Raw genomic sequence first — 13,074 nt, forward strand, 5'->3', positions numbered from 1 at the left:
CCCAAATGATAACCTTGAGCGTAATCTACCCCAAGTTCATTGAGTTTATCCATAATTGTTTGATTTTCAACATACTCGGCAATAGTTTTAATTCCCATGACGTGAGCGATTTTGGTAATAGCTTCCACCATTGCGACATCAATAGGATTATCGACAATATGCTTAATAAAATTGCCGTCTATTTTGAGATAATCAACCGGCAAGCTTTTCAGGTAAGCAAAGGAAGACATCCCGCTGCCGAAGTCGTCCAAGGCAAACTGGCAGCCTAGTTCCTTGAGTTGCCAAATCAAGCTGGCTGCCTTACTGAGATTACCAATGGCAACGGTTTCGGTAATTTCAAAACAAATTATTTGTGGCGGTATTTGATGGATGGAAAACTGTTCCTGAATAAACTCGATAAATTTTTCTTCGTTGAGGCTGTCCCCAGAAAGGTTGATTGAATAAAGGTTGGGATATTTGCCAAATGACGATTGCAGATCAGAAAGAGAGCAAGCAGGGAAGGTAACTATTTTATCGCTGCCTACCCCGGGGTTTTGGACTAATAAATTGGCCGTGAAAATTTTAGATAAATTGCTAAATAAAGTGCGAATTACCCAGCGGTCGATCGCGTGCATCAAGTTGTAGCGTTCGGCAGCCGGAATAAACGCCATCGGCGACACCAACTCACCAGTTTCCAACTGGAGGCGCAGGAGGATTTCGCAGTGGGTTCCGGTGGTTGGAGAGTTGAGCAAAGGTACGATCGGCTGAGAGTACAAGCAAAAGCGATTCTCTTCTAAAGCTTGATGAATTTGCACCACCCACTCGGTTTCGCCATGCTGTTTGATTAATTCTTGATCGCCGGCTTGATAAACCTGTACCCGGTTGCGACCTTTATTTTTAGCAGCGTAGCAGGCCATATCGACCGCGCTCAAAATCGCAGATGTCGAGGCTGTTTTGGGATTGATTGCTACCAAACCGATACTGACGCCGATCGAAAAAGTTTTGTCCTGCCACGCAAAGCGGAATGCCTGAATGCTTCGCAGCAGCGTTTCAGCAACGTTCAATCCTCGTTCGACAGGACAATTGTACAGGAGTACGGCAAATTCATCGCCACCCAGACGTGCCAAAATATCGGTTTTGCGGATACTGCTTTTAAATAGCTGGCTGACTTGGCGCAGCAGTTCGTCCCCTGCAGCATGACCGCAGGTGTCGTTAACTATTTTGAAGCGATCGAGATCCAGATAAAGCATCACGTGTTCTTGCCCGTAACCTTGAGCGCCGTGTAGGGCGTGCTCTAGCTGGTACTCAAATTCCCGGCGGTTGACTAATTGGGTCAGGGGGTCATGAGTTGCCTGCCAGGTGAGTTGCCGCGCTTGAGTTCGCACTTGCGTGACATCTCGGAACACAACTACGGCCCCGACAATTTCGCCGCTGCTAGCGTGGATGGGGGCGACGCAGTGGTCGATCGCAAATTCGGTGTTGTTGCGGTCAATCAGCAAGCTGTTGTGTCCTTGGTCAACAATCCGACCTTCGCACAAAGCTATTTCGGCGATATTTTCGGTCGGCCGCCTGGTAGTTTCGTCAACTATTCTCAGCACGCTGGCGAGGGGCAAACCCTTAGCTTCCGAGGTAGACCAACCCGTGAGTTGTTCGGCAACTGGATTAAGTGTGGAAATGCAGCCGTCGGCGTCAGTAGTGATTACGGCATCGCCGATCGATTGTAGAGTAACCTGAGCGAGTTCTTTTTCTTCAAAAAATGCTTGTTCCATGCGCTTGCGATCGGTAATATCTCGCTGCACCGACACCCAGTGGGTAACGTTCCCGGAGGTGTCGGCAATGGGTACGCTGTTGAGTTCCACCCAATATGTTGAACCGTCTTTGCGGTAGTTAATCAATTCTAGGCGTAGGGGTTCTTGGCGAGAGAAAGTACGGCGAATTTTATCGACTTGGGTGGGATCGCTTTCTGGGCCGCGCAAGCAACTGGGGGTTTGTCCGATGATTTCTTCGGGTAGGTAGCCCGTCATTTGGGTAAAAGCTTCGTTGGCATAGATGATGGTGGGGTCGGAGATATCGCTGTCTCCCGCATCCATAATCACGATTGCGTCGTTAGCGTTCACTACAGCAGATTCTAAAAGGTGGAGTCTGGCCTCTGCCCGCACGCGGGTAGCAATTTCGCTTTCTAGTCTGGCGTTAGTCAAGCTGAGGGATGCGATCGCTTTTTCCAATTCCTTAGTTCTTTCGGCCACTGAATCGTGCAGAACATCGATCGCCCCTGACATTTCCATCGGGTCAAGTACGCGCAGTATGTTGGTTTGAGTAACTATTCCCAGGAGTTCTCCCTGTTCCCCCGTTACTACCAGCCTGCGGACTAAACGCTCGTGCATTTCCTGATGAGCTACCCACAGCGAGTCTTCTTGCTTGAGGCTAAATAAGGGGGTACTCATCACAGTTTGGGCGATCGTTTTCGACAAATCTATATCTAAAGCTTGAAATTCCACAATATCCCGTTCTGTGACTATACCTACTGGAATGGGGAACGGTAAATTCATCGATAATTCTGTTGATTCGGTAATTACTACGCAGCTAACGCGGTGCTGCGCCATTAACTCGGCTAAACTCCTAACTGACGCGGAGCGAGGTGCTTGAATGACTTGTGCGGTCATTACTTCTTTCACGCGGCGCATTTTTAAGATATTTGCCGGTTTCAGCATGGCTTGGCGAATGCTTTCCGGGGTAATTACTCCTAAGAGTTGACCTTCGCTATCCAATACTGGCAAATGCTTAATTCTTCTTTGCCCCAGCAGAATTAGGGCGCTGAAAATATCTTGAGTCTCGGATTTTGTCAGAGTTGCAGCAGGCTGCTTCATCACTTCTGCGATAGTGACACCTTTTAAGTTTTTGCCCGAAGCAATCAAATCGACAAGATCCCTTTCGGTGAAAATTCCTTGCAATTGAGAATGTGAACCAGAGTGCGAGGATAATTTTTCTAGGGATTTTTCCACGACAAAGACGCAGATACCTGTCGCGTCTCTGAATGCACTTGAGGTAGGGGAATTTGCAATGTCTGTTAGTGGCTGATAGATATCGGTTGGTGGAATGGCTGCGTTTAGAGAGCAACTTCCGCGCCGTTGGCCCATCAGGGTAATTACTTCTGCTAGTGGGGTATCGGGGGCAACGGTCAAGGGGTAGCGGTCTATTACTTGAGCTAAGGTTGGCAGATACTTGGAGGAATCGTTTTTGAGCATATTTAATTGAGTTTTGCGATCGCGTGGAATTTGCGACATTCCAAAAAAGTGCTGCTTTCCAAGCACTAGGTGGATTTTTACGGGGCTGCTGAGACCTAATTAAAATTTATTGTTAAAAATGCAGCCGAGCTTGGGCTGGGGATCAAGCCAGTCACTGCTTTTCCTCTACCTATAAAGTTATAAGCTTATCTTTATTTTAAATTAATTTTTCAGTCTCGTGACACTTTTATTAAAAACAAGGTATTTTATGTGAACTTTTTGCGATAAGATCATCCCTAAAATCATTCCTCGTATTGCGAATCATCTCCATCTTCAGAAAGACGCATCGGTTGGCTATATTAACTAACCTAGAAGAGGTTACTACAAAAGTGCACTGTATGAAGTTCGGCAGTGTTAAGTTTTGCGAAATTATGTTTTGCTAGCTGGTCGAAACCATCTATGCGTTGTTAAGGGCAATCGATATCACAGTCCATCTGTGAATTAGATCGCAACTTGCGAAAACAACCATGGTAAGATTGTAGATATCAACACAAGAAGTTAAATACAGAGTCTGGTGAGGAAAAAAGGATTATGAAACGCCATCTATTAGCCGCTACTTTTTTAATTACTCCCCTACTATTGGCTGGCCCGGCTCGCGCTGAAAATCCCGTTGATGTGCAACAGTTATTGTCAACCGGGCAATGTTTGAAGTGCGACTTGTCAGGAGCAGATTTAACGGGAGCTCATTTAATTGGTGCTGATTTGAGAGAAGCAAATTTACGAGGAGCAAACCTATCTAGCGCTAACCTCGAAGGCGCTGACTTGACGGGTGCTAACTTGACGGGTGCTAACTTAACCGCAGTTTTTCTGACTAATGCCAGTTTAAATGACGCAGACCTCGATCGGGCAAATCTGACCGCAGCCATCATTAACACCGCTGACGTATCCGGCGCATCAATGGAAGATATGACCATCACTGATGCCAAAATCTACAATACCCAAATCGGTGTCGGCGGTAGCTACGACCAGTGAACTCAGTAAAAGAATGAAAACTGCCAATTTTCAGTTTAAAACCCGGTTTTTCCTCAAAAACCGGGTTTTTAGTTTTTGTGTAGGGTGGCCAGGAACCTCACATTTTCTCTCGTATTTCAACCTAACAATCTGACGCACCCTACTACTAGCACTAAAAACCCAAATCAACCGCAATGCGGTGCGCGCAAGCAAACCCAGAAAACGCCACGGCATTTAAACCCTGTCCGGGAAAGGTACTGTCACCCACACAATATAAACCAGGCATAGAAGTTCGATTAAATGGCATTCCCAGCAAACCCATTAACTTCTGTCGCGGAATCGGCCCGTAAGTTCCGTCTTCACGCCCCAAAAAGCGCCGGTGAGAACGCGCTGTCCCCACTTCCATATAATCCAAACCAGCATCTAAACCGGGAAAAATCTTTTCTAATCTTTCAATAATTCTCCCTGCTGCCTCTTCTTTTTTATCCTCATATTCCTGCTGCGAAAGTCCTTCCCACTGTTCTATCCAACTCGAAGTAAAAGCGTGAACGATGTGATATCCTGCGGGAGCTAAATCCGGGTCAAGCACTGTTGGAATTGACACCAAAACAGTTCCCTCTGGCGCTTCCATTTGGTTCCAATCTTCTAATAAAATGTGGTGGCAGGCGCTACCAGCAGGGATTACGCTTGCTTCCACTCCCAAATGCAAACTCAAGAAACTGGGGGCTTTTTGATAGCGCTGCTGCCATTTCTTCTCGCTAGCGGGCATCTCTTCGGCAGGCAGCAATTTCTCAAAAGTATCCCACCGCGTGGCGTTAGAAACAATCCGCTTTGCTCGGTAAACTTCGCCGGTGACTAGCTCAACTCCGACAGCGCGGCCGTTTTCTGTAATAATTTTTTTCGCCTTAGCTTTGTATTGAATTTGCCCGCCGCATTTTTCTAATCCTTCTACTAATTTTTGGGCGATTTGACCGACTCCGCCTTTGGGATAATTTATGCCACCGTAATGTCTGTCGGAAAATACCATTCCGGCGTTAATCATTGGCGTCAAGTCTGCGGGTACTACAGACCAGTAGTAGCATTCCATGTCGATAAATTTCAGCAAAGTAGGGTCTTTTATGTAGCGCCGCGCAATGTCGCCTGTATTTTGAGGTAGATATTTTACTAACCCCAAACAGGCTAAAGGATTCTGAAAAAAGACTCGGACGAGATATCCGGGTTCTTCTAGGGATAGCAATTCCATGCCGTTGAGGCAGTTAAAGACGTTCCAGCATTCGCCGTAAAATTTGTGGATTCCTTCGCGTTCGTGAGGGAACCTGTCTGTTAATTCTTGCAAGTATTTATCATAAGCCTGGGGAACTTCAAGTTCCAAGCCGCTGGGTAAGTGATAGTGAAGCTGTACAGGGTCGGGAATCGTTTCTAAGGTGACGTTGACTGCTTTCAGGGCGCGGGTGAGGAGATTGGTGGTGCCACGCTGTCCGAAGCCAAAAATCATGGAGGCGCCGACATCAAATCTGTAGCCTTCTCGATCGAAATATCCAGCGCTCCCCCCCGGAATTGTATAGCTTTCTAGCACTAAAACTTTGACTTTCTTAGCGGCTAGCTGGGTGGCGGTCACGAGTCCGCCAATGCCGGAACCGATGACAATCACATCAAACTCTTGCTGTGTAGGGCGGGAGTTGGGAGAAAATAACTGGGATTGGGTAGGAGCTGACATTCGGTTAAAAATCTTAATATTTCTATGATTTTACAGTCGATCGCTCCCGAAGCAAGAAGTTCGGCAACGGATTATGTAGCGGCTGTAATGGATGTCAACAAGACCGAAGTTCGACAATGCCCGATGCCCAATGCCCGATGCCCAATGCCCGATGCCCAACGCCCGATGCCCCTGCTTCCAAAAAAAATGCGGGAACAGTCTACCATTGCCGACTGCCCCCGTCTGCCGATCCTTTGAGAGGAGAACACTAAAAATTAGTATAACCTTATTGCTAATTTATGTCAATACTATTGGAAAAATATTTCAATAAGCTGATGGAGGTTGATCGGCGAATGGGTTCTAACTCAATCTCTGGCTTGTATGCGCCCTCAAGGATGTGATAAGTTGCACAGAGCGATCGCTCGCCCGTTGGTGAAACCCTCGAAGAAGATCGATCGCACCGCATAAAATCCTTCAAACCTAGCAATCTCCCCAGTTTCCTAATGTCCCTGCAACTGCGCGTTTACGTTCCTCCACATCCGTTAATTAAACACTGGCTGGCTGTTGCCCGCGACGCCGCCACCCCATCGGTACTTTTTCGTTCTGCGATGACAGAATTGGGAAGGTGGCTGGCTTACGAGGCGATTCGAGAATGGCTGCCGACAGTGGAAACCACAGTGCAGACGCCTTTGGCAGAATGTCCGGCGACTTTTATCAACCCGGAAGCTCCGTTAGTTGTGGTACCGATTTTGCGGGCGGGTTTGGCACTGCTCGAAGGAATTCAGACGGTTGTACCGCTGGCTTCGGTTTACCACCTCGGCATGGCAAGAAATGAGGAGACGCTACAACCGACTTGTTATTTGAATAAATTGCCGACCGAGTTTAACCCGGCAACGCGGGTGATAATTAGCGAGCCGATGCTGGCGACTGGCGGGACGATTATAGCGACAATGCAGGAATTGACTGGACGGGGAATTGACCCAAACTTGATTCGGATTATCTCTGTGGTGGCTGCTCCTCCCGCTTTGAAGAGGCTGAGTACAGAGTACCCAAGTTTGATTATTTATACGGCCACGATCGACGAAATAGTCAACGAACAGGGCTTTATTGTACCTGGTTTGGGAGATGCTGGCGATCGAACTTACGGCACATAAACCAGTCAGTCAGTCAATTTTAGATTTTAGCTTTTAGATTGACTCGACAGATAAGGCTGGGGGCTTGTAGGCGTCAGCCAATTTTAGATTTTAGATTGACTCGACAGATAAGGCTGGGGGCTTGTATCCCTTTTTGGGTGCGGTGAGTTGTTCCAGCAATCAGTTGCTGAAATCTGCGGCAAAAAAGATGACCCTGGTTTGGTAAAAGCAGGCACAGAGAAAGTTAGAATCAAAAGTACAATTCAAAAATAAATAGCTTTTAGCACTCATTGCCTGTGAAACTTGATTCTGTTCCGCCAAGCTTGTCTGCTTCTGACTCAGTAAACCTCAATTATGATTTGCCACAACAGGTACAACTACAAATAAAAGAGGTTACTGAGATTTGTTCTGCTTTAACCCCGGAGCCCGCTGAACTCTCAGTGACTCTAAATCCCGATATTTGTCAGGAACAAAAGAAACTGAAGCCAAAGCACTGGGCAATTTTTGCTTCGACTTTTGCAACTATTTTTTTAGCTGAAATTGGAGACAAAACTCAGCTCGCGATTTTGCTGATGACGGCTGAATCTCGAAATCCTTGGATCGTTTTTGCGGGTGCGGGTTCGGCTTTGATAGCAACCAGTTTGCTGGGGGTGTTGCTGGGAAGGTGGCTGGCTAGTCGGATTGCTCCGAGAACTTTGGAGAGAGCAGCCGGAGTGATTTTACTGGCGATTTCGGCGGTTCTGCTGTGGGAAGTGCTGGGTTAATTGTCTGTCTGTCGGTAAGTCGTAGATTTCTACAATAGCTAACTAAGAACTAAAAAAACATGGACTGGCAACTTTTGGGAATCAGTTTTATTACTGTGTTTTTGTCAGAATTGGGAGACAAAAGTCAATTAGCTGCGATCGCCCTGGGCAGTAGTTGTAACTCGCCGCGGGCTGTATTTTTCGGTACGGCGTCGGCGCTGCTGCTGGCGAGTTTAATCGGCGTGGCGATCGGCTTCAGCACGGCAGAGGTGTTGCCGGAACGACTGGTAAAGGGACTCGCGGCGATCGGATTTGCGGTGATGGGCTTGCGCCTGCTGTGGCCAAAAGCAGATTTACCGGAAGCATCCGAGTAGGCCGTGCCGTCAATCGATTTTAGATTTTAGATTTTAGATTTTAGATTTACTCCACAGATGAATCTGGGAATTTGAACAAGAGTCTAAAATTTTGAGTTCTCAACCACAGGATGTGGGGGCTTGTATCCGTTTTTGGGTGGATCAGGAAACTTGAGAGTATAGTTATCTCAAATTTGTTAGCATCGGAATTATTCAGATATCTATTCTCTTGATCTGCGTGAATCAGCGTCAATCCATTGTCATCTGCGGTTAATAAATTCTCTTTTTTTAACCGCAGATACAAGCAGATCAACACAGATTAACGCCGATAAATATCAAAAGATGCAACGCAGGTGCATTTCCAGATAGCAGAGCTAATGCTTGCAATTCAAGCCTAGTTTACGATCGGGTTAAAATTTAAAAAATTAGCGGGGGGCGTGAATTCACGCCCCCGCTGCTGGTTGAGTTTTTTTTCTCCACTCAACATCTGAGCATTGTGTCGATTAAACTTGGTTTTGGTAGCACCAGCCCAGCAGCGTACCGGCGACAGCCAACTTCAGCGCTTCCAATGCAAAATAGCCTTGGTGCAGTTGATTCATCCCGGCGGGCACTTCTGCTGCGGAATCGAACAGATTGAGCTGCATTCCCAAGGCGCTCATTTGGGGTGTCAGGGCGTAGGTGTCAATCAGGGCGATCGCTAGAAGTACCAATGATAATAAAATTGCTGTGCGGCTGCGCTTGCCGAAGTCACTGACTAAATTGCTCAAAACCATCAAACCCGTTGCCACCAGACCTGAACAGATTAACTCAACGCGGTTGAATCCCCAGAACATTAAATTTCCGGCTGTTGCAAACTCGGGAGATGTCATCATGCCAGATACGTAGAGACTGGGCATAATTACTAAATCCAAAATCAGGCTACCGCTGAGCCAGAAAATTAGGGCCACCATGACAATTGCTTGCCAGCGCGGTTTAATTGATTCCACTCTTGATGTTGTAATAGCTGTCATATAATTAGACCCTCTAAAATTTTCTTCTGCCTTTTCTAGAGTTTAACTAACTTTTTTCTAAAATTCTGTTAAGTATTTTTAAATTAATGGTAACTTTTGTGTAACATACCCTGAAGAATTGTTAAGCTTACTTATGTTTGTCATCACATCGGTTAACTAATACTAATTCGGAAAAAGTACGGAATAAATTAATAATTACTCACAAGACTTATGCAGTGCAACCAAAGACCCCTATTTTTGACTTTGATTAAACACAGTAACGTATTTTTAATAAAAAACCACGTTTCTTCGTCCAGAAATAACTCCTAATTTAACTGTATATGCCTAAATTTCAATTATCCTCTTGGTTGCCCCGTCTCCCCCCTCAAGTCTGGATTCTTGCCGCTGGCAGATTCCTCTCCCAAAGCGGCACCGGTTTTACTTTATTTTACGCGCCGATATTTTTTGTCGATGGCGTCGGTTTATCTGCTACTGCTGTTGGGGTTGGTTTGGGTAGCGGTTCAGTTTCGGGAATATTCGGCAGAATTTTGGGCGGTTCTTTTTGTGATTCAAAATTTTGGGGAAGGCGGCGAACTTTACTCCTGGCAGCAATTATTTCGGCTGCCGCTTCTTTTGTACTGGCGGCGACTAATGATTTCGTTGGCTTAATTGCGGGCAATTTACTGATGGGTTTGGGTGTGGGTTTGTATTGGCCTCCAACTGAGACGATGGTGGCGGATTTAACGGAGGGTGAACAGCGACAGGAAGCTTTTGCTTTGACGCGGCTGGCTGATAATTTGGGTCTGCAAGTTGGGATTATTTTGGGCGGTTGGTTGATTGCGGTAACGGGTAATTATCGATCGCTCTTTATTATTGATGGTATCTCGTTTTTAGTGCTGTTTGCGGTGGTGACGATCGCGATCGCCGAAACCTACAAACCAACTAATTCAGCGGATAGAGGGAAAAAAAATCTGGAGAATGGTTGGATGGTGGCGCTGAGTGATCGCAGTCTTCTAGTTTATGCTTTAGTAAATACTCTGTTCACATTATATATTTCCCAAATCCAAACCACAATGCCACTGTACTTTAGCAAGTTTGTCGCGGTGGGGACATCGGGAAAAGGCTTTTCAACAAGTACAATTACCGTTTTATTTGCTTTTAGCACATTTTTAACTGTGGCTTTGCAACTGCCGGTTGTTAAAGCTTTGAGGCTATTTTCCCATCCAAAAGCTTTGATGATTTCTGCGCTGCTATGGGGAATGGGATTTATTGCGATCGGCTTGACGGGAATGGCTGCAACTGGCAATCTATTTTTAGCTGTTTTAGGATTGAGCTTTTTGTCGGTTGCAACTGTTGCTTATACGCCTTTTGCTTCTGCTTTGGTCGTGGATTTAGCGCCGGATTCTTTACGTGGCGTGTATTTAGCGGTTAATTCTCAGTGTTGGGCGATCGGTTATTTAATCGGGCCGCCTCTGGGCGGTTTGGCTTTGGATAGAGGTAAATGGGCCGCGGATAATTTTTGGTTGAGTTTGGCTTTGAGTGTCGGCGCGGCTATTTTTATTTTGCAAAAGCTCGATCGAATGTTGAAAAGTAGAATTTAATATTCAGTTGTTCGTTTAAGACTAAGACCAAAAAAACCCGGTTTCTGCGTCAATATCTCTCGGTTCGATACCACGATTTTTCAGAGAAACCGGGTTTGTGACTCCGCGTGCGTCCAAGACTGTAGTTCTTAGCATTAACAGTCAACAGTCAACTGTTAACCCTCAACTAACTAATTTATTTTCGTCGATCGCCCAATTTGCGGTAAACTTCTCTCAAATCAACTTCATGGTGAGCCAAAGCAACCAAAGCATGATAAAATAAATCCGCAACTTCCCCAGCAATCCCCTCTTTGTCGTCATCTTTGCAAGCCATCACAACTTCCGCCGATTCTTCGCCAATTTTCTTGAGAATCTTGTTGTCGCCACCCTCGAACAATTTGCAAGTATAAGAACTTTCGTTAGGATGATCGCGGCGATCGCAAATTACGGCAAATAATTGAGATAACATATCCCCTGGTGGCGGTGAAATTTCCCCATCAACTTGGTGAAAACAACTTCTTTCTCCTGTGTGACAAGCAATATCTCCGACTTGTTCGACAGTGACTAGCAAAGTATCACTATCGCAGTCGTAACGCAGCCCTTTGACATTTTGAACGTGTCCCGAAGTCGCGCCTTTTGGCCATAATTCAGCGCGAGATCGACTCCAGAACCAAGTTTGCCCGGTAGAAAGCGTTTTTTGCAGCGACTCCCGATTCATCCAGGCCATCATTAACACCGTACCGTCCAAATAATCTTGGACGATCGCAGGAACTAAACCGCGATCGTCGTAACGAATCTTTTCAATTGGGATCGATCGGCTCAAACTCGATAAATCAGTAGTAGACATAATTTTATTTCAACTTTGTAATATAGATTAACGCTTTCCTGTCGGAGATTGTTTTTTTATTAACCGCAGAGAACGCAGAGGACGCAGAGGAAGAGAAGAGAGAAGATTGGGCAAGGGATGGGTAAATTGTCAAGAACTCTTTTACAAAAAATTACACTTTAGGGCGATCGATCTGGGTGCTACAAAGCCTGAAAAACCCAAGCTAGTATTGCTACTCATTGGTTTGTACCCTAAAATCTACTAGAATAGTTTCCTTGAATCGACCTAACCTTTATGTTGAACTGGTTATAAAATTATTCTACCAACAACAGACGTTCACTAAGGAGAAAACATTGGTTTCCACAACCTTGAAAACGACCAAATCAGAAGAAATTTTCGCAGCAGCCCAGAAGTTGATGCCAGGTGGCGTCAGTTCCCCCGTCCGCGCCTTCAAATCCGTAGGCGGACAGCCCATCGTCTTTGACAGGGTAAAAGGAGCCTACATTTGGGATGTTGACGAAAACCAATACATTGACTATGTGGGCACTTGGGGCCCAGCCATCTGCGGCCACGCCCACCCGGAAGTCATCAAAGCCTTGCACGAATCTTTAGAAAAAGGTACGAGTTTTGGCGCACCATCGGTGTTGGAAAACGTACTCGCCGAAATGGTCATTGATGCCGTTCCCAGCATTGAAATGGTGCGATTTGTCAACTCTGGCACCGAAGCCTGTATGGCCGTTTTGCGGCTGATGCGAGCTTTCACCGGACGCGATAAACTGATCAAATTTGAAGGCTGCTATCACGGACACGCCGATATGTTCTTGGTAAAAGCCGGTTCCGGCGTCGCAACTCTGGGCCTTCCCGACTCCCCGGGGGTCCCGAAATCCGTTACTGCCAATACCCTCAACGCTCCCTACAATGACTTAGAAGCAGTCAAAGCTTTATTTGCCGAAAATCCCGGCGAGATAGCAGGCGTAATTCTCGAACCAGTGGTGGGAAATGCCGGTTTTATTACCCCGGATGCAGGTTTTCTCGAAGGTTTGCGGGAAATTACTAAAGAAAACGGCGCTTTGTTAGTTTTTGATGAAGTAATGACCGGTTTCCGCATCGCCTACGGCGGAGCTCAGGAAAGATTCGGCGTTACACCGGATTTGACTACTTTGGGTAAAGTTATCGGTGGCGGTTTGCCGGTGGGAGCTTACGGGGGAAGGCGGGATATTATGGGGATGGTGGCTCCTGCTGGGCCGATGTATCAAGCGGGTACGCTTTCGGGAAATCCTTTGGCGATGACTGCTGGGATTAAGACTTTGGAATTGCTGCAAAAACCCGGCACTTACGAACAGTTGGATAAGATTACCAAAAAACTGTCCGACGGATTGCTAAAAATTGCTAAGGAAGCCGGACACGCGGTTTGGGGCGGCCAAATTAGCGGGATGTTTGGCTTGTTTTTTGCGGCTGGCCCGGTTCACAATTACGAGGATGCGAAGAAGTCGGATTTGACGAAGTTCAGCCGCTTTCACCGGGGAATGTTGGAGCACGG

General features: G+C 46.4%; 10 protein-coding genes. 6 read left to right on the forward strand and 4 right to left on the reverse strand.

The window, feature by feature from the left end:
• The coding region (locus QUA38_RS22205; RefSeq protein WP_333165637.1) for an EAL domain-containing protein at positions 1-3,263 on the reverse strand (3,263 nt) is incomplete at its 3' end.
• Between the two features lie 531 nt (positions 3,264-3,794).
• Between QUA38_RS22205 and QUA38_RS22210 the strand changes: the two genes are divergently transcribed.
• Positions 3,795-4,235 (forward strand): pentapeptide repeat-containing protein, encoded by a 441-nt coding sequence (locus tag QUA38_RS22210; RefSeq protein WP_333165640.1) that lies wholly within the window; start codon positions 3,795-3,797, stop codon positions 4,233-4,235.
• A gap of 151 nt (positions 4,236-4,386) precedes the next feature.
• Here the strand turns inward: QUA38_RS22210 and crtH are convergent, their stop codons facing one another.
• On the reverse strand, positions 4,387-5,931 hold the full coding sequence (gene crtH, locus QUA38_RS22215) for a carotenoid isomerase (RefSeq protein WP_333165643.1): 1,545 nt from the start codon (positions 5,929-5,931) through the stop codon (positions 4,387-4,389).
• A gap of 482 nt (positions 5,932-6,413) precedes the next feature.
• On the opposite strand from crtH, the gene upp reads away from it, so the two are divergent.
• From upp to QUA38_RS22230, 3 genes are all read left to right on the forward strand, one after another.
• On the forward strand, positions 6,414-7,064 hold the full coding sequence (gene upp / locus QUA38_RS22220; protein WP_333165646.1) for a uracil phosphoribosyltransferase: 651 nt from the start codon (positions 6,414-6,416) through the stop codon (positions 7,062-7,064).
• A gap of 275 nt (positions 7,065-7,339) precedes the next feature.
• Positions 7,340-7,807 (forward strand): TMEM165/GDT1 family protein, encoded by a 468-nt coding sequence (locus QUA38_RS22225; protein WP_333165648.1) that lies wholly within the window; start codon positions 7,340-7,342, stop codon positions 7,805-7,807.
• Positions 7,808-7,866: 59 nt separating this feature from the next.
• Complete coding sequence (locus QUA38_RS22230) at positions 7,867-8,160, forward strand: TMEM165/GDT1 family protein (protein ID WP_190658036.1); 294 nt, start codon at positions 7,867-7,869, stop codon at positions 8,158-8,160.
• 482 nt (positions 8,161-8,642) lie between these two features.
• Here QUA38_RS22230 and QUA38_RS22235 read toward each other — a convergent pair whose 3' ends face one another.
• The gene (locus QUA38_RS22235; RefSeq protein ID WP_333165650.1) at positions 8,643-9,149 is read right to left on the reverse strand and encodes a hypothetical protein; all 507 of its coding nucleotides are present in this window, start codon (positions 9,147-9,149) and stop codon (positions 8,643-8,645) included.
• Between the two features lie 320 nt (positions 9,150-9,469).
• Between QUA38_RS22235 and QUA38_RS22240 the strand changes: the two genes are divergently transcribed.
• The gene (locus QUA38_RS22240; protein WP_333165652.1) at positions 9,470-10,729 is read left to right on the forward strand and encodes an MFS transporter; all 1,260 of its coding nucleotides are present in this window, start codon (positions 9,470-9,472) and stop codon (positions 10,727-10,729) included.
• A gap of 175 nt (positions 10,730-10,904) precedes the next feature.
• On the opposite strand, the gene hisIE is transcribed toward QUA38_RS22240, so the two are convergent.
• A complete protein-coding gene (gene hisIE / locus QUA38_RS22245; RefSeq protein ID WP_333165655.1) occupies positions 10,905-11,555 on the reverse strand; it encodes a bifunctional phosphoribosyl-AMP cyclohydrolase/phosphoribosyl-ATP diphosphatase HisIE in 651 nt (216 codons plus the stop codon).
• A gap of 332 nt (positions 11,556-11,887) precedes the next feature.
• Here hisIE and hemL point away from each other — a divergent pair.
• The coding region (gene hemL, locus QUA38_RS22250) for a glutamate-1-semialdehyde 2,1-aminomutase (RefSeq protein WP_333165657.1) at positions 11,888-13,074 on the forward strand (1,187 nt) is incomplete at its 3' end.

It is taken from the genome of Microcoleus sp. Pol12B4 (assembly GCF_036701385.1).
GTDB lineage: Bacteria > Cyanobacteriota > Cyanobacteriia > Cyanobacteriales > Microcoleaceae > Microcoleus.

Coding starts and splice junctions, on each gene's coding strand:
- QUA38_RS22210 (WP_333165640.1), top strand. CDS start 3,795: ATGAAACGCCATCTATTAGCCGCTACTTTTTTAATTACTCCCCTACTA.
- QUA38_RS22240 (WP_333165652.1), top strand. CDS start 9,470: ATGCCTAAATTTCAATTATCCTCTTGGTTGCCCCGTCTCCCCCCTCAA.
- hisIE (WP_333165655.1), bottom strand. CDS start 11,555: ATGTCTACTACTGATTTATCGAGTTTGAGCCGATCGATCCCAATTGAA.
- QUA38_RS22230 (WP_190658036.1), top strand. CDS start 7,867: ATGGACTGGCAACTTTTGGGAATCAGTTTTATTACTGTGTTTTTGTCA.
- upp (WP_333165646.1), top strand. CDS start 6,414: ATGTCCCTGCAACTGCGCGTTTACGTTCCTCCACATCCGTTAATTAAA.
- crtH (WP_333165643.1), bottom strand. CDS start 5,931: ATGTCAGCTCCTACCCAATCCCAGTTATTTTCTCCCAACTCCCGCCCT.
- QUA38_RS22235 (WP_333165650.1), bottom strand. CDS start 9,149: ATGACAGCTATTACAACATCAAGAGTGGAATCAATTAAACCGCGCTGG.